This window comes from Salininema proteolyticum, assembly GCF_042685645.1.
Lineage (GTDB): Bacteria > Actinomycetota > Actinomycetes > Mycobacteriales > Micromonosporaceae > Salininema > Salininema proteolyticum.
This window is the reverse complement of record NZ_JBHUNX010000001.1, coordinates 4,027,411-4,046,950: the sequence shown is the minus strand read 5'-3', so window position 1 is coordinate 4,046,950 and position 19,540 is coordinate 4,027,411. Positions and strand designations below refer to the sequence as shown.

19 protein-coding genes are annotated in these 19,540 nt (G+C 62.7%); 5 read left to right on the top strand and 14 right to left on the bottom strand.

From position 1 onward, the window contains the following. Positions 1-97 precede the first annotated feature (97 nt). Together ACFTE1_RS18635 and ACFTE1_RS18630 are read left to right on the top strand one after the other, a co-directional pair. The gene (locus ACFTE1_RS18635; protein WP_380623591.1) at positions 98-550 is read left to right on the top strand and encodes an Lrp/AsnC family transcriptional regulator; all 453 of its coding nucleotides are present in this window, start codon (positions 98-100) and stop codon (positions 548-550) included. A gap of 464 nt (positions 551-1,014) precedes the next feature. Beyond that, positions 1,015-1,362 (top strand): DoxX family protein, encoded by a 348-nt coding sequence (locus ACFTE1_RS18630; protein ID WP_380623593.1) that lies wholly within the window; start codon positions 1,015-1,017, stop codon positions 1,360-1,362. Positions 1,363-1,464: 102 nt separating this feature from the next. Here the strand turns inward: ACFTE1_RS18630 and ACFTE1_RS18625 are convergent, their stop codons facing one another. The 7 genes from ACFTE1_RS18625 to ACFTE1_RS18595 form a co-directional block, all read right to left on the bottom strand. Beyond that, entirely contained in the window at positions 1,465-2,202 is a 738-nt protein-coding gene (locus ACFTE1_RS18625) for an amino acid ABC transporter ATP-binding protein (RefSeq protein ID WP_380623595.1), read from the bottom strand. Beyond that, on the bottom strand, positions 2,202-3,017 hold the full coding sequence (locus tag ACFTE1_RS18620; protein WP_380623597.1) for an amino acid ABC transporter permease: 816 nt from the start codon (positions 3,015-3,017) through the stop codon (positions 2,202-2,204). The genes ACFTE1_RS18625 and ACFTE1_RS18620 overlap by 1 nt, the downstream gene beginning before the upstream one ends. Then, entirely contained in the window at positions 3,014-3,829 is an 816-nt protein-coding gene (locus tag ACFTE1_RS18615) for a transporter substrate-binding domain-containing protein (RefSeq protein ID WP_380623599.1), read from the bottom strand. Before ACFTE1_RS18615 ends, ACFTE1_RS18620 begins: the two co-directional genes overlap by 4 nt. A gap of 429 nt (positions 3,830-4,258) precedes the next feature. Beyond that, positions 4,259-4,741, bottom strand: coding sequence for a hypothetical protein (locus tag ACFTE1_RS18610; RefSeq protein WP_380623601.1), 483 nt, complete (start codon positions 4,739-4,741; stop codon positions 4,259-4,261). Positions 4,742-4,962: 221 nt separating this feature from the next. Further along, positions 4,963-5,265 (bottom strand): hypothetical protein, encoded by a 303-nt coding sequence (locus tag ACFTE1_RS18605; protein ID WP_380623603.1) that lies wholly within the window; start codon positions 5,263-5,265, stop codon positions 4,963-4,965. Next, positions 5,240-5,950: a hypothetical protein gene (locus ACFTE1_RS18600; RefSeq protein WP_380623605.1), complete on the bottom strand. Its 711-nt coding sequence runs from the start codon at positions 5,948-5,950 to the stop codon at positions 5,240-5,242. The genes ACFTE1_RS18605 and ACFTE1_RS18600 overlap by 26 nt, the downstream gene beginning before the upstream one ends. Further along, positions 5,950-6,213, bottom strand: a complete 264-nt coding sequence (locus tag ACFTE1_RS18595) for a hypothetical protein (protein ID WP_380623607.1) — start codon at positions 6,211-6,213, stop codon at positions 5,950-5,952. Before ACFTE1_RS18595 ends, ACFTE1_RS18600 begins: the two co-directional genes overlap by 1 nt. 1,038 nt (positions 6,214-7,251) lie before the next feature. Between ACFTE1_RS18595 and ACFTE1_RS18590 the strand changes: the two genes are divergently transcribed. Both ACFTE1_RS18590 and ACFTE1_RS18585 read left to right on the top strand, forming a co-directional pair. After that, positions 7,252-8,043 (top strand): trypsin-like serine peptidase, encoded by a 792-nt coding sequence (locus tag ACFTE1_RS18590; protein WP_380623609.1) that lies wholly within the window; start codon positions 7,252-7,254, stop codon positions 8,041-8,043. Positions 8,044-8,932: 889 nt separating this feature from the next. Continuing rightward, a complete protein-coding gene (locus tag ACFTE1_RS18585) occupies positions 8,933-11,950 on the top strand; it encodes a S8 family serine peptidase (RefSeq protein WP_380623611.1) in 3,018 nt (1,005 codons plus the stop codon). 379 nt (positions 11,951-12,329) lie between these two features. Here the strand turns inward: ACFTE1_RS18585 and ACFTE1_RS18580 are convergent, their stop codons facing one another. Further along, the gene (locus ACFTE1_RS18580; RefSeq protein ID WP_380623613.1) at positions 12,330-13,283 is read right to left on the bottom strand and encodes an NADP-dependent oxidoreductase; all 954 of its coding nucleotides are present in this window, start codon (positions 13,281-13,283) and stop codon (positions 12,330-12,332) included. Positions 13,284-13,399: 116 nt separating this feature from the next. Between ACFTE1_RS18580 and ACFTE1_RS18575 the strand changes: the two genes are divergently transcribed. Continuing rightward, complete coding sequence (locus ACFTE1_RS18575) at positions 13,400-14,584, top strand: GlxA family transcriptional regulator (RefSeq protein WP_380623615.1); 1,185 nt, start codon at positions 13,400-13,402, stop codon at positions 14,582-14,584. A gap of 618 nt (positions 14,585-15,202) precedes the next feature. Here ACFTE1_RS18575 and ACFTE1_RS18570 read toward each other — a convergent pair. The 6 genes from ACFTE1_RS18570 to ACFTE1_RS18545 all read right to left on the bottom strand — a co-directional run bounded on the left by ACFTE1_RS18570 (position 15,203) and on the right by ACFTE1_RS18545 (position 19,525). Further along, positions 15,203-15,592, bottom strand: coding sequence for a YbaB/EbfC family nucleoid-associated protein (locus ACFTE1_RS18570; RefSeq protein WP_380623617.1), 390 nt, complete (start codon positions 15,590-15,592; stop codon positions 15,203-15,205). 301 nt (positions 15,593-15,893) lie between these two features. Further along, on the bottom strand, positions 15,894-16,271 hold the full coding sequence (locus tag ACFTE1_RS18565; protein ID WP_380623619.1) for a YbaB/EbfC family nucleoid-associated protein: 378 nt from the start codon (positions 16,269-16,271) through the stop codon (positions 15,894-15,896). A gap of 473 nt (positions 16,272-16,744) precedes the next feature. Continuing rightward, positions 16,745-17,233: a hypothetical protein gene (locus tag ACFTE1_RS18560; RefSeq protein ID WP_380623621.1), complete on the bottom strand. Its 489-nt coding sequence runs from the start codon at positions 17,231-17,233 to the stop codon at positions 16,745-16,747. Between the two features lie 383 nt (positions 17,234-17,616). Then, positions 17,617-18,003, bottom strand: coding sequence for a hypothetical protein (locus tag ACFTE1_RS18555; RefSeq protein ID WP_380623623.1), 387 nt, complete (start codon positions 18,001-18,003; stop codon positions 17,617-17,619). A gap of 34 nt (positions 18,004-18,037) precedes the next feature. Continuing rightward, complete coding sequence (locus ACFTE1_RS18550) at positions 18,038-18,799, bottom strand: nucleic acid/nucleotide deaminase domain-containing protein (RefSeq protein WP_380623625.1); 762 nt, start codon at positions 18,797-18,799, stop codon at positions 18,038-18,040. A gap of 9 nt (positions 18,800-18,808) precedes the next feature. Beyond that, on the bottom strand, positions 18,809-19,525 hold the full coding sequence (locus ACFTE1_RS18545; protein ID WP_380623627.1) for a WXG100 family type VII secretion target: 717 nt from the start codon (positions 19,523-19,525) through the stop codon (positions 18,809-18,811). Between the last annotated feature and the right edge of the window lie 15 nt (positions 19,526-19,540).

The following is a 19,540-nucleotide window of genomic DNA, read 5'->3' as shown; positions in this document are numbered from 1 at the left end:
AGAAATCAGTGTGTGCAGAGCAAGATTAGTGCTGTTCGCGAGGGAGAAGATTGCAAAGAATGGCAGATAGTGCTGTATAAGGGGTAAAATTTCCCCCGTGGACGCACTGGATAAGAAGATTATTGCCGAACTGCAGTTGGACGGCCGCCTGACGGTCACCGAACTGGCCGCCCGGGTGAACCTGAGCGTCTCGCCCTGTCACCGGCGGCTGCGCGAGCTCGAAGAGTCGGGGGCGATTCGGGGCTACCGCGCCATCGTCGACCTGAACTCGATGGGGCTTTCCTTCGAGTCACTGGTCTTCGCGACCCTGAGGTGGGAGGACCGCGACACCGTTCCCGAGTTCGAGGAGGCGGTCGCCTCGGTTCCGCAAGTGGTGCAGGCGGAGCGGTTGTTCGGCGAGCCGGACTACCTTCTGCGAGTGGTGACCGCCGACCTGGAGGCGTTCCAGAAGGTCTATGACGAACAGCTGGCGACCCTGCCCGGCGTCCAGCGGTTGACCTCGACCATTGTCATGAAGCGCCTCGTGGAGGACCGGCCGCTGAAGTCCTGACGGCCGAATCGGCGGCGGGAACGATCGTCATGGTGAACTCTCGTCCGGCTCGGTGAGGGTCGACATCAAGGTTCGGTGCCGCGTCGGAACTAGTCGCGGCCTGTGAGCTGCCATGACTCCCAAGGCCGGGGAGTTCCCAGCGGCGGCCGCTCGTACTGAGCGCTCTGGTTGGAGGCTAGGCCCGGGCGAGGACGGCCTGTGCGTCGACGGCATAGAACGAGTGTCGAAGTCGAAGGCTCCGACCGGGCGAGGACGGCCTGGGCGGCGGCACGGATCGAGCGCCGTGGCCGGAAGCTCGGCCCGCGCGAGGGCGGCGTGCATGGCAACCGTGCGGAGCGAACTTGGCGCCGCACCTCCGCCGGCGGCCGTTTGGCGGGCGTCACATGCCGGTGCTGTCAGGTTTTCCACCTCTGCCCGGTCAGGAGGTCGAAAGCGTTCCCGGATTATTAAAACTGAGGTGTCCCATGACCATCGCCTACATCATCGTCACTGTCGCCGCCGCCCTCTGGGTCGGGTTCTCGGCGTACTCGCTTCTCACCAAGGCGGCCTTCGTAACCGACGCGCTCGAGGAGTACGGCGTCCCCCGGTCGTGTTGGAACTGGCTGGGGTGGGCCAAGGCCGCCGGTTCGGTGGGGCTCCTGGCCGGGCTCTTCGTTCCCTACATCGGGTTCGCCGCCGCGATCGGACTGATCGCCTACTTCACGGGCGCGGTGATCACCGTTCTGCGAGCGCGCTCGTACAAGACGGTGGCCTTCCCGATCCTGTACCTGGTCCCGGTCGCCGCAGCGCTCACCCTCGGTGTGTTGGCCTAGGTGAACGGTCGGTTCACGAAGCGGGGCGCGCGATGGCGAGCCCCGTAGTTCCTGTGCGTGAGGGCGACGGCGAAAGACCGGTCCGGGACTCGGCGAGCCCTCCTATGCTTCCAGGATCCTTTGCAGGAAGCTGCGCGCCCGATCGGACTGCGGATTCTCCAGCACCTCTCCGGGCGGCCCCTGTTCGACGATGACGCCGTCGTCCATGAAGACGACCCGGTCGGCGACCTCCTTGGCGAAGGCCATCTCGTGGGTCACGACGATCATGGTCATTCCCTCGTCGGCGAGTCGGCGCATGACGCGCAGGACCTCGCCGACGAGCTCGGGGTCGAGCGCCGAGGTGGGCTCGTCGAAGAGCATGAGGTCCGGCTCCATGGCGAGCGCCCTGGCTATGGCGACGCGCTGCTGCTGCCCGCCGGAGAGCTTGGAGGGGTACTGGGCGGCCTTCTCGGCCACGCCGACCTTCGTCAACTGGGCCAGGGCGATACGGTCGGCCTCCTCGCGCGGGCGTTTCAGGACCTTCCGCTGCGCGATGGTGACGTTCTCCAGCACGGTCATGTGCGGGAACAGGTTGAACTGCTGGAACACCATGCCGATTGACCGCCGCGCCACGTCCAGGTTCGCGTCGGGGTCGGTCAGGTCGAAGTCGTCGACGACCACCCGCCCATCCGTGGGCTGTTCGAGCAGGTTGATGCAGCGCAGCAGGGTGGACTTGCCCGAACCCGACGGGCCGATGACGCAGACGACCTCGCCGCTCTCCACCGTGAGCTCGATGCCCCGCAGCACTTCCAGCTTGCCGAAGTACTTGTGCAGGTTCTGAAGGGCGACTTGATCGGGCATCAGCGCGTCTCCAACTGTCGGGCCTCGAGCCGGCGGACGATGAGGCTGAGCGGGACGGTGATGAGCAGGTACGTCGCCCCGGCGACGATGAACGGCGTCGAGTTAGCCATCCGCGTGGCCATGTCCGAGCCGAACTTCGTCAGCTCGGCGGTCGCCAGCGTCACCCCCATGACGTAGACGAGGGAGGAGTCCTTGGCCAGCAGGATGAACTCGTTGGTCAGCGGCGGTATGACGATCCGGATCGCCTGCGGGATCACGATGGTGACCAACGCCCGCGTCCGGCCCATGCCCAGCGACCGGGCGGCCTCCATCTGCCCCTTCGGCACCGCCTGGATGCCGGCGCGGAACGTCTCGGCGAGGTAGGCCGCCGCGACGAGCCCGAGGCCGATCGCCACCATGCCGTAGGTGCCCATGGGGTAGCGGAACCCGGGGAACGCCGTCGGTACGCCGAACGCCAGCACCAGGAAGACCAGGATCGCGGGCAGCCCGCGGAAGACCTCCACGTAGAGTTTCGACAGCCACCGGTTCGCCGGCACGGACGACAGCTGCATGACCGACAGGAGCAGGCCGAGGACGAAGCCCACGACGTAGCCCGAGACGGTGTAGATGACGGTGTTGACCAGGGCGATCGAGAACAGTTCCGGAAGCATCAGCACGGCCACCTCGCCGTTGAGGAACTGCTCGGCGATCGAACCCCAGTCGGCCACGACGGCGACCGCTAGGACGGCGCCCACGAGGACCGTGTACTGAATCCCCTGGCCTATACGCTGTTTCTTCCTCGGGCTGAGCCCGGGGTGGACGCGGTACTCGGTCATGACCCGGCCGGCTCGGTGCCGAACCACTTCTCGTAGATCTCGTCGTACTCGCCCGACTCGCGGACGTCGGCGAGCGACTTGTTGACCGCGTCGACCAGTTCCCGCTCGGCGTCCTTCTTGAACGCGAAACCGTACTGTGCGCCGGTGTCGACCTCGCCGTCCATGGCGAACTCGGCGGAGACGGCGTCGTCCCGCAACCATTCGTTGATGACGGGCACGTCCTGCAGGATGACGTCGATCGTGCCGGACCTGAGCGCCTGGAGGAGCTTGCCGGAGTCGTCGAACTGGGTCGGGTCGACGCCGTTGTCGAGCGCGTAGTCGAGGTTCGTGGTGCCGACCTGGACGCCCAAGGTGAGGTCCTGGTCCTTGACCTGGTCGATGCTCGTTATCGGCGCGTCGACGGGGCTCATGAAGGCGAGGACTTCGTCGAAGTACGGATCGGAGAAGGTGAGGTTCTTTTCGCGCTCTTCGGTGATCGTCATGCCGGCCGCCGCAATGTCGCAGGTGCCGCCCGCCATGGCGGCGCCGGACTTGATGGGGTCGAACTTGATGTCGACGATGGTCCGTTCGACGCCGATCTCCTCGGCGGCCCGGTCCATGAGGTCCATGTCGAAGCCGACCACATTGTCGTCGTCGTCCCGGAACTCGAAGGGGACGTAGGGAAGGTGGGTGCAGACGGTGAGTTTGCCGTGCTGCACGAGGTCGAGGGTGTAGCCCTTGTCGGTCGTGGTCGGCTCGGTGGAGCCGCCGCACGCCGCCAAAGCCAGCACTGCGACGGCTGCCAGGCTCGATTTCCGGACGGGCGCGTTCATTCGGACTCCTCTTCGCGGGTCGGAACATGACTCGTCTCCGCATCGACGGGGACACGGGTCGGCAGTGGGCTCATCCCCTGATGGTAGGCCTGGCAGCCGTTCCGATGTGGTGTTTCAGCGGCTTTGCCGAGCTGCCGGGGAAAGTACGGAGGAGGAGCGTGTGGATTGAGCGGAGCAGGATGAGTCCAGGCCGGGGTGAGCAAGCGGGGGTAGCAGGGGGGAGAAAGGGGGCGATCGTCGGCACTGGAAGGACGTCCATGGGAGAGGGACTCGGGGAATGGGACGACGCAGAGTGTTGGATGTTCGATCCGCTGGCGGGAGCGGAGTCAGAGAGGCGAATCCGAACTGAGGGAATGACGCGACGTGAGAGCAGTCGGCCGCCCGGACCGTATGCCGCGTGGCACCGGACCGGGCGGCCGGTTCACGACGTTATGACGTGCGTTCGTGCACGATCTCGCCAAGGCCCGAGTCGGCGAACAGGATGGTGTCCGCCTCGACGTCGTAGCGGAACTCTTTCACTAGTTCCGATCCGGAATCGTCCACCTTGCCGATGAAATAATGTGGATCCTTCGACCCGAGTGTGATGGACCCTTCGTGCGGGCCCCGGACACTGGCTCCGGAGCGGAGGACGGCGGTGCCGTCCTCGTTGATGGTCAGCTCGGAACCGTGTGGTCCCACAACGTCAGTGGATGCCTCCCATGTCCCGACGAGGACTTCCATACGAGGGTCGGTGAAGGATTCGGACTCCCAGGGATTGGGCGAACCGTCGTCATTCTCTGTTCCGTCGGTGGAGCTGCTCGATCCGTCGGCGGCGCCCTGGTCGTCGGAATCCTGCCCGATCGTGCAGCCGGTCATCCCCAGGACGGCTGTGAACAGTCCCAATAGCCAGATGGGCGTTCTCTTGCGTTGCATGCAGTTCTCTCCGTCTGCTCGTGCCGGTTCGTTACATTTCAATGTATGGGGAACCTGCCAGGGCTCTTTGCAACGGAGAGAACGGGTTCTGGGAGGTTGGAGTCGGCTACGGTGCCGAATGCCCTGTGGCGTGCGGTCGAGAGTTGGTACTGCAATGGCGGTCCGATCCATATGCCGATGGGCGTGAGGGGCGACGGGCAAAGCCCGTCGCCCCTCAACGATCAGGCCATTCTTTGTACGAGGATGGCGATGGCGTCGCGGAGTTCGTTCTCCCAGTCGGTGAATGTTCGGGAGAGTTGGTACTGCTGGTCGCAGTAGATGGTGAGTTTGGCCCAGACTCCTCCGCCGCAGCAGGCGATGATGGCCGGCGCGCGTTGGGCGACGGGTGTGTCGTCGGCGTCGGTGCCTGGGTAGAGGAGGTAGACGAGTCCGGCGTCGGCGTCGTGGCGGACTTCGAACGTCTGCCCGTAGTGCTGGATGGTGCCGAGGTCGGTGGTGTCAGGCGGCAAATACAGCACGGCCACTGCCCACCTCCTGATGTTGAGGCTGCGGTTGAGGACGCGACGGCAGGCGCGTTCGGTCTTGTCCGTGGCGCTGTGCCTGTGGCACTGTTAGTGGTTGCCGGTGTTGTTGTGTTTCTGCTCGTGGTGAGACGTACGGATCCACGGTCCAGACTTCCTCGTGGAATCGTGGTGGGAGGTCGGCTCCGAAGACGGCGCGGTCGATGACGGCGTAGACGCGTTGTTCGAGTGCGAACTTCAGGCGACTGTTGTCAGTGAACAGTGCATGGCGCTTCGGATCAGGCGACCAGTAGACGCGGCCGGGGTAGCCCCAACCCCAGTCCGCCTCACCGACGATCAGGCGGTCTCCGCCGGGTTCGGTGGCGATGATGACGCCGGTGTAGACGTCGATCTCGCGGACCTCGAACGTCCGCGCCAGAAACGACACCGCACCCAGAACGGCCCCGTCCGTACGGACAGTCCGGGCTTTCGCCCGCCCCGACACACGCCCGGCAGGTCGTCTGTGCCGTTGGGCTTGCCCGTGGCTCGTGTCCGTGCTGGTGGTTTGGTCTTGTGTTTCCTGGTCGTTGTGGCCGTAGATGTTGCCGTGGTAGACCGCAAAGGCGTACAAGCCGATCGCGACCACGAAGGCGATCGCGGCGTACACGTAATCCAAGTGCTCGGAGAACTGAGTGATGAAGGAGCTCATTAGGGGTGGACTCCCTTCGCGAAGCAGTAGGCGACGAAGTGGGAGTGGGCGCGCATGGTCTGCTCCAGCAGCCAGTCGGCGACGTCGTCGCGGATCGTCCATCCGGGTTGGGGGAGGAGGAACCGGTCGTGTGTGTGGACCATCGCGGCGGTACGGCCGTCGACGGTAATCCAGAAGATCTTGCGAGCGGCCCTGCGGACGATCTGGACCCTGCGGCCCTCGATGGTGAACGAACCCAGAGTCAAGGGCATCGAGATAGGCATGAAAAGCCTCCAAACTCCCCTGCACACCTGATTTCAGGGCAGGGGGAACTAAGGAACTGAGTCATGGACTCCCCGCCGGGGAATGTGGCGAGGCGTGTTGTTGGCAGGACGCGGTAGACGGACGGCATCGCGAATAGACGCGATCGCCCGAACGCGCGTTACTACGGGAAGGCGGCTGGAATCAGCCGGTCAGATCAACTACGATGAGTCAGTAGAACCGCTCCCTTCGGGGGGTTGTTTTTGGTGGGCGGCTCGTCAGTTCGAGGTACCAAACTTGAAGGCTGGCGAGCCGCTATCGAAGAAGACTGGATGTCCACTGCGATCTTCGACAGACATCTGGTCTGCCGAACCGATACCCAGTGTCACCTAGACCATATTGGGTAGTCAACCACGACACGCCGGGGTGCGCATCGAACGTCTAGAAGTGTCCGAACGTCTTAGGCCCATTCATTCCAAGGGTCCAACAGTGTGTGAAATCGAAATCCACAAAGCACGTCGTTATGGCCAAGGCTTCCCCGAGGGAATCGGAATCCACGCGCGTTCTGTTCCCTTGCCAGGCAAGGAAATAGGGTCACATTGCACGCTATTTCCTTGCCGGAACTGTAAATAGCCTTCCCTAACCGGAACTGCGCCCGGGTTTGCACGAGCAAGACGGAGAGGGGCGGCGCGCCACGCGGCCGAAAGTTCATCAGTGAACTGCAAGGGCTGCTTACGGAAGGCGTACGCGTTGCGTATTTCAAGGGCTCGGACCGCTCTGGTCACCGAGGGTTGCGGTTAACGCTTTCGTCTGGGACGGTTGCTGATTCACGCATGCAAGCCACGGAGGTAGATCTCTGAATGCTACGTAAATCCCTTGCGCGAATCGCGTCCGCTGCGCTTTCGGCCGGTGTCGGCGCCATCTTCCTCACCGCACCCGCTCAAGCTGAAGAGGCCGGCGGCGATGCGATCCAACCCTCTTCTCCCACAACGAACTCGGAATCTCACGCCGTCTCCCAGGAGAACGAGTCCGACGTCCAAGCGGTCTGGACCGACGAACGAATGGCAGACGCCATCACCCTCGACAAGCCCGCGAATCCCGCCCCTCGAACCGATCTGGACGTGGAGCCCCAGGACACTCCCGAAGCCGAGCCCGAGACCCTGTCCGAGCCGGTCGCACCGCTGGAAGACTCGGTGGCACCAAAAGCGGTGTACCGTAGTCCGGCCATCGGCAAGGTCTTCTTCCACAACCCCGACGACGGACTGGATTACGTCTGCTCCGGGTCGGTCATCAACAGCCCGTCCAAGAACGTCGTGTCGACGGCCGGGCACTGCGTTCACAACGGCGACGGCGGAGGCTGGATGGAGGACTGGACCTTCGTCCCCGAGTACGACAAGGGAAACCGGCCTTACGGCACCTGGGAATGGCAGACCATGACCACCTTCCAGGGCTGGACCGAGGACGGATCCTACGACTGGGACGTCGCCTTCGTCAACATGCAGCAGCTGAACGGCTCCGAGATCGTGAACGTCACCGGCGGGCACGGGATGATCGTCAACGACTCCAAGGAGGTCGACGTGACCATCTTCGGTTACCCGGCGGAGGACCCGTTCGACGGCGAGTCCCAGATGTACTGCGAGGGAACGACGTACCCCCGCTGGTTCACCAGTCAGATCGGCTTCGACTGCCTCATGACGGGCGGATCCTCCGGAGGCCCGTTCCTCCAGGATTACAGCAACGACAACCTGCTGGGATACCTCAACGGGGTCATCAGCAACGGGCCGCCGGAGACCAGCTACAGCAAGTACTTTGACGACGACGTCAGCGAGCTGTTCAATGGGATCAAAGGCTGACGGACGAGGAGGTACGCGGTGTCCGCACGAATAGTGGCAGTCGTAGGAGGTCTGGCGGTAGTCGGCCTGCTAGCCGTCCTGTTCTTCATGTGGCGATCGTCGAATCCCGGCGGCCCGTCGGACTGTCCGGACCCGTCTCAGGCGGTCTCCACGGAGAACCCCGGTGACGAGGCGACCGAGATACAGTCCGGCAAGCCGATGCCGAAGGGCGGTCTAAAGTCCGGGGACGGCGATTGCGACTAGGTCGGATCCACCGCATTACATGATCGTGGGGCACCGCAGTTCGTTGCGGTGCCCCACGACTGACCGCGCGCTGGTTCGCCGAGGAGGCCGGCGGAGTCTCGCCGCCGCAAGGAGGGGGTCCCATACAGGGGCCGTATCGGGGTGCGACCGCTCTTCAGGGCAATCCTGGTCTGGCCCGCTGCCAGCGTTCGACGAGCACTCCAGGTGCGAACGCGATATATCTGCATCGGACGCGACTCCGTCCCCTTTCGGCCCGGCTCGCTACTTAAGAAGGCCAGGCCCCGCTTGACTTCGGACCTCGGAGGCCCACTCGCCTTCACCGATCCGGACACTTCGCCAGAAAAGATGCCCTGACTATGCGGAATCCATTCTCGTCCGAACAAGTTAGACCGTGGGTCACGGCTGAATGCTCGGAAAACGCCTTCGGCAGTCGCTCACGGCCGTAAACGCGTCCGTTTCAGAGTCTACTGCTTGATATTCGTAGGACATATTTACTCACAGGAAAGATAAGTAATTCCATACTCCCTGGTACATAGGGTACCCCTGAGGGCATTCCCTATTTACATGAACTTCCTCCATGTTTAGGATCGCCAACGCGCGTCATTTACATGCACTTGACGTGGATCTACGATTTGGAGAATTCCCGATGATTCGACCACCCCGGTTGCGACGCCGTAAAGCGGCGCTTGCGACGACGGCGACGGTGGCATTGCTGGGCGCCACCGCGCTGTCGGTCAATGCAGTGTTCGCCGAAGAGAACGGACCCTCGACCCACACGTTCGAAGGCGGACGCTACATCGTCCAGCTGGATGACGAACCCGTGGCCACCTATGACGGCGACGTCAGCGGCTACGAGGCCACGGCGCCGGAAGAAGGCGAACGCCTCGACGGCGAGACCGCCGAAGCCGACCGCTACCGCGACTTCCTGGCTGAGCGGCGCGCAGAGGTGCTGGACGAGGTCCCGAGCGTGGAGACGGAGAAAGAGCTCGACACCGTCTTGAACGGTTTCGTTGCCCAGCTCTCGGCCGATGAAGCGGTCGCCCTGTCGAAGGCCTCCGGCGTCGACCGCATCTGGCGCGACGAGGCACGCACCCCCGACACCAGCAACACCCCCGACTTCCTCGGAATGACCGGCGAAGGCGGCGTCTGGGAGGAGAAGTTCGGCGGCCGTGAGAACGCGGGCGAAGGCGTGATCGTCGGAGTCCTCGACACGGGTATCTGGCCCGAGAACGAGTCCTTCGGCGAGCTTCCCGAGCCCCGCCCCGACCAGGACGTCATCGACTCGAAGTGGAAGGGCGAGTGCGTCGAAGGCGATGACAGCGCCGAGAACAACGTCAGCTGCAACAACAAGCTGATCGGCGCCCGCTACTACGACAGCGACGACTTCATCGGGAACTTCCCCGACCTGAACTACGCCTCGCCGCGAGACGCCGGCGGACACGGTTCGCACACCGCCGGAACGGCGGCGGGCAATTACGGAGTTGACGCAGGCGAGTACGGCGAGGTTTCCGGCATGGCTCCCGCCGCCCGCGTGGCCGCCTACAAGGTGTGCTGGGAGAACGGCGCCCAGGGAAGCTGCTCCAGCGCCAACACCGTCGCGGCCGTCGAAGACGCCGTCAATGACGGTGTCGACGTCATCAACTACTCCGTCGGAGGCTCGCGCGAGTACGTCGTCGACTCGGTGAACCTGGCGTTCTTCAACGCCGCCGCCGCGGGCGTCTTCGTCGCCGCCTCGGCCGGCAACTCCGGTGCCGACGGGCCGAGCACGGTGGCGCACAACAGCCCCTGGATCACCACGGTGGCCGCCAGCACCCACGACCGGTTCTTCGACGCGACCCTCACCCTGGGCGACGGAACCTCCATCACCGGCGCCGGAAAGGGCGAAGCGGTTCCCGAGACCGCCGCCGTTCTCGCGAGCGAGGTCGGCAAGGACGGCGTCGACGCGAAGAAGGTCACCGAGTGCCACAAGGGATCGCTCGACCCGGAAAAGGTCGACGGTCTTATCGTCGCCTGCGCGCGCGGCAGTGTCGCCCGAGTCGAGAAGAGCCAGGAAGTGGCCGACGCCGGCGGTGTGGGCATGATCCACTACAACGTCGAGGGCGGGGCCAATGACATCGCTCCCGACTCCCACGCCGTACCCACCATCCACGTCGAAGCGAAGCACGCGGACACCATCACGGACTACCTGTCCAGCGCCGACGAGCCCACCGTCGCCCTGGGCGCCGGTGAGCAGGTCAGCGCCAAGGCGCCCCAGATGGCAGGGTTCTCGTCCTACGGACCGGCGCTTGCCGGCGAAGGCGACCTGCTCAAGCCCGACATCACAGCCCCCGGCGTCGACGTCGTCGCCGCGGTCTCGCCGACCGGGAACGACGGTCACGACTTCGCCTCGTACCAGGGCACGTCGATGTCCAGCCCGCACATCGCTGGTCTAGCCGCGCTCATGGTCGGCGACAACCCGGAATGGTCTCCCATGACGGTCAAGTCCGCCATGATGACCACCGCCTACCAGAACGACAACCGGGACGAGCCGATCCAGCGCGCCGGCGAGGACGCCACGCCGCTCGACTACGGAGCGGGCCACGTCGCGCCCGGAGACATGTTCGACCCGGGTCTCGTCTACGAGTCCGGCGCCGAGGACTGGCTGGCCTACGGCTGCGCGCTCGGCCAGATCCAGCTCGTCGACGAGGTCTCCTGTGAGACCGTCGAAGAGATCGACCCCAGCGACCTGAACTACCCGTCGATCTCCGTGGGAGAACTCGCCGGGGAGCAGACCATCGTCCGCGAGGTCACCAACGTCTCCGACGAGACCAGCACCTACGAGCCGAGCGTTGAGGCGCCCGAGGGCTTCGAGGTCTCGATCAACAAGAAGTCGATCAAGCTAAAGCCAGGCAAGAGCAAGAAGTTCAAGGTGACGATCACCCGTACCGACGCCGCCTACGGCGAGTACGCCTTCGGTTCGGTGACCTGGAAGGACTCGGACGGCCACGAGGTTCGCAGCCCCATCGCGGTCAAGCCCGTTCCCGTCGCCGTCGCGAACGAGGTCCACGGGGACGGCACCGACGGCGGCATCGACATCGCCGGCGTCTCCGGTTACACGGGCACCTTGAACACCGAGGTCTCCGGACTCACCGCGAGCACCGTCGACGAGTTCACCCTGTCGAACCCGGAGGGCGGCAGCTTCCCGGCGGACGACCCGCAGGAGAACGACCACGTCAAGGCGGTCGAGGTCACCGTGCCGGAGGGCGCGCACAGCAGGTTCGCCACGTTCCAGTCCGACCAGGCCGAGAACACGGATCTCGACCTGTTCGTCTACCGCAAGGGAGCGGACGGGCTCGAGCTCGTCGGTGCGTCGGCCGCGGCCTCCTCCGACGAGGCCGTGACGCTCGATGGCCGGGACGACGAGACCACCTACGTCGTGTTCGTCGACCTCTGGGGCGGCCCCGCGTCCGAACAGGTCAAGTTCCACTCGTGGATCGTCGACGCCGATGAGGGCAACACCGCCGTCGAGCCGGCGTCCTCGGACGTCTCCGTCGGAGAAGCCTTCAGCGTCAACGTCGCCTGGACCGGTCTCGAGACCGGCGAGCGCTACCTCGGAGCGGTCACCTACTCGAACGGTGACGGGACTGCCCTGTCCTCCACCATGGTGAACGTGACGACCGGTTGATTTAGCCGGATCCAGCAGAAACCGTTAAGCGTGTGCGGCCTCCTTGCGGGGGCCGCACATTCTCTCTGGCCGGAGTGCTCCCTCCGACAGGTCCTCGGAATCTCGAAACAGGCCTGGAACGGCTTGGCCGATCGCGTGTGAGGGAAAAACTGCGTGCCTTCACTAAGACCTGAAGCGTCATGGTTCGAGGCCGGCCAGGGCTCAACCACCTTGATCCGGCTCGGAACGCCGCGTCGTCACTCTGAGGCGCCGTTAGAACCGAGGCCTCGCCTCTGGGGTACAAGAGGCAGAGCCCGCACCTGAACACACCTGAGATGCTTCCAGCTCGGACTCCCCGTAGCGCAATGGCTCGGCGGCTCTGCCAGAGAGCCGACGGGCCTCACTTCTCCAGGTCGAAGACCAGCTTGCCGACGGTGCTTCCGGAATCCACGGCCCGGTGCGCCTCGGCGGCCTTTTCCAAGGCGAACACCCCGCTCACCACCGGCCGCAGACTCCCGGCCTCGACCATCTCGGCGATGTCCCGCAAACCGCCGAGGTCCGGCTCCACGATCATGAACCCGTGGCGGACCCTCCCCTCATCTTCCCGATCGAGCGCCTCCATGCCGCGTTTGATGCTCACCACGATCCCGCCGTCCGCCACGACCTTCGCCGACCGCCGAGCGCAGTCGCCGCCGAGCGGGTCCAGCACGACATTGACGTCGGACACAACCTGGGAGAAGTCCACTTCCCGGTAGTCCACCGCCTCATCGACCCCGAGCTCCTTCAGCATCGCGTGCTTCGGCGCGCTCGCCGTCGCGATCACATGGGCGCCCCTGGCTTTCGCGATCTGAACCGCCAGGTGCCCCACGCCCCCGGCCGCCGCGTGAATCAGAACGCGCTGTCCCGCTCGGACATCGGCGAAGTCGACCAATGCCTGCCTCGCCGTCAGACCGGCCAACGGCAGAGCCCCGGCCTCGACATGGCTCAACGACTCCGGCTTCTTCGCGAGATGGCGCGCCGGAGCGACCACGTAATCCCCGTGCGCCTCAGCGAACTCCGGAAAGCGCGGCATGCCGAAGACCTCGTCGCCGACCTTGTGGAAGGCCACCCCCAGGCCGACCTCCTCGACCACCCCAGAGACATCCCATCCCAGCGTGAACGGGGGCACCTGGCCCGGCAGCTCGGCATGGTCCCGCGATTTGGCGTCGACCGGGTTGAGTCCCGCCGCTCTCACCTGCACCAGAACCTCGCCCACACCCGGAACCGGGCGCCTCTCCTCCGCGACCTCCAACACCTCAACGCCACCGAAGTCGCTTTGCACGACCTTGCGACCAGACGCCTTCGTCCCCATCATCCAAATCCCTTCTCGCACCTGAATTCCAGTTCCGGCGATCGCCGGAGGACTCCAGTCTCACCGAATCAAGGTCCCATCGGCGTGGCCTGAAGGCCGCTATTTGATAGAATCGGGCCATGTCTCCCCACCGTGTCGCGGTCCTCGCCCTCGATAACGTAGTCCCGTTCGACCTCGGAATCCCCGACCGGGTCTTCTCCGCCGCGACCCCCTCCGGCAAACCGCTCTACACCGTCGAGACCTGCGGCCTCGGCGGTGCTCCCATCGCTGCCGGTGGACTCACCCTTCACCCGGCCCACGACGAGAACCTCCTCGCCGAGGCTGACACCGTAATCCTCGCCACCACCCACACCTCCCCCGACGGCCTGCAGCCTCCGACCGCCCCACCGGGGCTCGCCGACGCTCTCGGGCAGATACGGCCCGGCGCGCGCATCGTCTCGTTCTGCAGTGCTGCCCTCCTCCTCGCCGAGATCGGACTCCTCAACGGCTGCAGAGCCACCACCCACTGGGTCCTCACTGACCATCTCCGCCGCTATCCCGACATCACCGTCGTCGAGGACGTGCTCTACGTCGACGAAGGCGACATTCTCACTTCCGCCGGCGCCGCCGCAGCCATCGACCTCTGCCTCCACCTCATCCGGCGCGACCACGGCGGCGAGATCGCCAACCAGGCCGCGCGCCGCTGCGTCGTCTCCCCATGGCGCGAAGGCGGACAAGCCCAATTCATCGACCAGCCCGTCCCTCTCCACACCGACACCTCCACCGCCCCCACCCGTCAATGGCTCCTCCAGACTCTCGCCCAACGCCACACCGTCGACGGCATGGCCGACAACGCCCACATGAGCCGCCGAACCTTCACCCGCCGCTTCCGCGACGAGACCGGCACCAGCCCCCTCCAATGGCTGCAACGCCAACGGATCGAGCGTGCCCGCGAACTCCTCGAATCCACCGACCTCTCTGTGGACCGGGTCGCCGTCGACGTCGGGTTTGGCACAGGAACCGCACTGCGCCAGCGATTCCGCACCGACATCGGCATCAGCCCGACCGCCTACCGCAGTCGCTTCCGACACCAAGCCTTAATACGTCAGCCGCAGGTCGTGTTAGAGCGGCTGACGTATTACCGCCGGTCGACCGTCCGCACTATTGACGAATACCGCAAGTGCCAGGCCGAATACTTCGACCTGGCACTCCCGGCGCATTCATGTGAATCAGTGTCTAAGGCAGAGCCCCATCCAAAAGAGATCCCTGGAATTCGATCAGTTGACGTTGCCTTTCGGTTGCGGGAGGGCCGTCGCCAACAATGATGTTGGGCTCAGGGTCTAGGGCGCCCTCGGCCTCGTAGAATTCCGACAGAGCCTCCATCACACGGTCAGAGTTCAACTCGGGACCCGTGTCATCGGCGGCCATGAGGACACCGGACAACATGTACCTCGCAGTAGTGTTCTCCGGTTCATCGACCAGGTCCCAGACTTCGTCCAGATAGTCGTCGGTGCACAGCACGGCCCCTTCTCCGCGTGTCAGGGATTCGCGTGCCCGTCGCATGAAATCGTCGAAGGCCGACCGGGACCTATCCGGCATTCCAGGTTCACGCAGGAACTCGGCGGCCCATTCAGCTGCCTCGATGACGATCTTCAACCGCAGAGACGGTTCTATGTCTTCTATATGCCTTCTATATGGCCTGAGGACACGATCCCAGGAATTCAACTCTGCCCCGAATCAGGAGGTTCGCCATTCGTGGCGCCGTTAACGTGAACGTTCACCATTGTATCAACTCTCCACCGCAATCCACATAGCTCTTAATGAGGGCCATCTTGTGTACTCGAATCCAATATCGATACAGATCGTGAGCGTGAATATGGCACCGCGAGGTCAGTAGTCCTCGTACCAAGTTGAGGTCGCGGGCAATTCGTTCGGATGAATGACTAGTCGGAATCTGACACGGGCATCGTACGCTGGCGAAAGCCTTTGGCAATCGCTTTGCCGGCCTGGCTGTCCTTTCCTAGCGCCTCCGTGATAGCCTCCTGCGCCTGCTCGACGAGCGAGCTCTGCGCATTGCGATAGGCTTCGAGGATGGCCTGTTCGTTCTCCTCTGGCCGGTTCCGTCGGAACCCTTCGCTCAGGCTGACCTCCGTTATGGCCCCCTGAGAACTCAAAGTGAACTCGACATTCCCCTTGGCGTCCTTGGCTGACGCGGAGATCTCCTTGAGAGCGTCGCCGGCGACTTGCGCGTCGTTCGCCAGCGCTTGAGTGCGCTGCTTTATGTCCTCAAGGTTCCGTTTGGCGCCTGGAGTGTCATCGATCTCGAAGTCCATTTCCGCTCCCGAAGCTCGTCGAAGTCTTGGTGTTCGCACTAGCACGCTTGGCGTGCAGCCGTTTTCACATGAGGGATGATACTAGAAGACGTTCACGGCGAAAACCGTCGGCAATGAGCCGGTCTGGAATATCTCCCCGGACGGACGTGTCGGGGCACACCTGCCCCGTTCCCGCTCGAAGTACGTTTCCCGTGTGGACAGCTATCTGAAAGTGTCAGTGCGCAACGCGATTCGAGGCCGATCGCAAGCCGAAATGCGCAAGGATCGCTCCCAGGAAACGCCGATTTCACTCGCCAGGGACTTAACCGGTGGGGAGCCGTTGACGTATTCCTTCGATCATGGCTCGGCCGGTGGGGGACTCATCTCCCAGGGTACTCGAAACGGCTTCCCTCGCGCGGTCCAGCAGTTGCGTCCCCGCTGCGCGGTAGGCTTCGATGATCGCTCGTTCGGTATGCCTGGTGGACTGGCGCTGAGCGGCAGTGGACAGCTTGACGGAAGTCATGGAACCGTTGGCGTCCAGGCTGATTTCGACTGTTTCATTGGCGTCGGATCCCGTGGCTGTCAGCCGCTGAATGGCGGTGCCTGCGGCCTGGGTGTCTTCTGCCAGTTTGTCGGCTCGCTGCTTCCAGTCCCGAAGATGCTGCTTGGCCTCCTCGGGGTTTGAGATCGAGAAATCCATTACTAACGCTCCTATGGTTGTCTATTCCGTTGGTGCGCAGCACTAGTAGCTGTTCACTGCCGGTCGCATCGCCCAGTATAAGGCAAACGCCTCGAATCGCCGAGCGGTGCACGGACCCCAACGGACCGAAACAGTCTTCATTCTCTTCAGCTTCCGCTGGATCGGAAGCTCTTTCTGGACAGGTCTACGCATCCCATGCTCGGACTCCCACGCCAGGTGGATCCCACTGGAACCACCGAAGGTTGTTCTGTCAAGAGCAGGCCTGGGTCTTCTGCGCTTCCGTCACGAGTCCGTCCACATCTCCTGAATGTGCTGGTGTGCTGTCTGCTCCGTCCGTACCCAAATGCCGACTGTCCCTCGTGTCGGGCCTGTTCGAGGGGTGCCACCATTTAAGTCACAGTGGCACCCTCATCCCAGGAGTCCGTTTCGAAAAAGCGATGGTCGTCCGGGTTAGATGATCGTTCTGTGTGGCACTATGACAAGAATGAGTCCAGAATCGCCTTCTGGTGATCGAGCATAGCCTGCTCACGTGCCGTGGCGACCTGTGGCTCGCCGACCATGATTCCGCTAGCGCTTGACCGAGAACTCTCCGCCTCATAGCAGTAGGCAAAGATCTTCATGAACTCCTCGGCCTCAATTTCATCGCTATAGATGTCGAGGCAGAATTCCAGTGATCGGATCAAGTAGTTGACGCCGTTTTCGGTGCCCATCTCCAGAAAGCGGGTGGCTCTGGGGATCCAGTCTTCGGGCACGTCCGCGATCGTTTCGCCTGAGTTCACCGCAGACCTGCAGACACTCAGGGTTGACTCAACGAACTCCCGCTCAGAACGGGATTCTATAGGTGACTCAAAGCCGGTGATGGTCCACTCGATGAGATCGACCGCCGATCGAAATCTGTCGCGCTCAGAAATGTCCTCAACTCGGTCCTCATATGGCTCAATCTGTGCGTCCCAAGGATGCATACCTGCTCCTTCGCTCGTAGGTGGGCCCGCAAGATTGAGGAGTGCATGCTATGGCCTATTCTACTGGCCGCCCGTCGCCTTTGACCTGGACGGCGGTGAAGGAACGTTCCTATCCGGCCAATCGTCCAGCGATGCGGGCGGTCATACGCGACCTTCCAGGGTCCGTGGCGACTGGACCAAACACTTGGGCGTTCCGGACCGCAGCTTCCAGAGAACCACGTTGTGGAAGGCGCGGTGATAGGCCACCGGTCACATAACCAACGTTGTCAGGATGGAGAGCCTCAATCGATTCCCTGGCAATATCTGTCAATTCCCGGTATTTTAGCGAGTGACATACTGTGCCTCAACGTGATCCTCGGGAAAAGCTCTAGCGCAAGAGGTCATCACGATATTTCTACGCTCAGAACTTCCAGGATATATGGAGAGAAGTCTTCGTCGGTTTCTTCCGCCACGATACCAGATTCACTGAGCACCTCCGCAACTCTCCGAATTGCGACTTCCTTGGAATCTCCCAGCCAACCGATACTGGAGTCGGACAATTGCCTGGCAGTGATGGCACTTTTGGCGGCGTCGATATCTTTGCGCGGCGAGGTCCACGAGATAAAGACGCCGCGATCGCTGCCGCTGGACTCCACAATTATCTCCGCCCGACCGAAGGATGTAGGAACCGGACTGTAACTCCATGGAATTCCCGCCGCGTCGAGAACCTGAGTCACTGCGGTGGATATTTGGTCGAGCTCTTCTTTACTTGCATTTTCAAATCCCGACATGACTGTCTACTCCTATTTGGTATCGAACGCGCAACTACAGCAAGCCATGGAATCTAAGTCTATCATCCTGCAAGGCATCGAGTTGTGCTGCATTGAGTTTCTTGACCCATTCACGGTCGGCTGGACTCCAGTCGGACGTATTCCTGTCCGTGGAGTCGAAGTATTCCGAAGTCCAGGAAATATTTGCGTTCTCGTCCATCGGGGGAGGGACGTTCGGGTTCTCGAACATATCCTCGCAACGGCAGCACGGCTGCCTTTCCGAGTACATCTCGGTCATCCTAAATCTATCATTCCCTTCTCTGCCCTCATTCATCGATTCGAGCTGATCCCTTAGGTTGGCCTCGGCACACTTGTTCTTGCCGCTTTGGTCTGCAATGTATTCTTTGTTTCCATTGCCGTCCTCTACATACGCTCCAGCGACATTCCTATTCTTTCCTGGTTCGAGAAAGGAAGTGCCGTCATCTTTGTCTCTCCTGTTGCGGTAGTTAGCGACCCTCTCAGGAAGGCCTTCAGAGCCATAGTCAACCTGAGTTCCGTAATCGCGTCCGTAGTAGTCTCTTGCCTGCTCTTTCAGGCGGGGGTCCACATCGTTGAATTCGTTCTGAGTGACCTCGGATTTCCTCGCTCTGAAAGTCTCGATATCCTGACGTACGACATCTCCGTCACCCGTTCGATTATTGCCGGGCAATCCAGTTCTTCGGGGCCTTCGCGGAGAATCTGCATCAGGTCTCCTGATATGAAACGCTAGTTCGCTGAGAAGAAAACAAGCTATCAGACCACGTTTGAAAAATCTCATGAGGATTACCTATCCGTTGAGGAGATCGATCAGGGCTGTAATGCTGGTAACGAGTCCCATGAGCCAGCCGAATATCCTCCCGACCCACATGGTGATCTTGGCGGCTGCTTGGGGCGCTACCCATGCTGCCCCGATGCCGGCAGTCAAAGCGACCTGTGCCAGCCACGAAACGAGCGAGCCCACGCACTCGGCAATGAAGTCGCGAACGAAGTCCCGCACCATGGTGACAAGCTCGCCGGCACCTCTGGTGGAAGTGGCTAGAGACAAGGCTGTACTGCCGACACCTGCTAGAACTGCAGCATTGCCCTCTCCCATTTCCTTGTAGTTATCCGCTGCCTCGCCCTCCCACTCAGAGACGTCGGATTCAACCATGGCTGCCATCTCCTCGGACATGGCGAAGAGCTCGTTGGCGATGTTCTCCCATGTCATCGCATGGGATTCCACGAGATCGGGATTGCCGGCCAAGGAGTCAAGAGCCTCCTTCAACGGCTCCACCTGTTCCATGATCCATCCGACGCCCATCGACGCTAGGGATCCGAACGGATCGATGGCCATGCTGGCGACTTCTAGCCCAGCTCCGATTCCTGCCACAGCAGAATCGATCCAGTTGCCGGATTCGATCGCAGTTGCTAGTCCAGTGAAGCTGTCTACGATACTGATGTCGGTCGTAGGGGGCTTATTGGCCTCAACATCATCGAGGTCGGCGACAAGTGGATTGTCAGACATCGAGAGTGCCTCCCT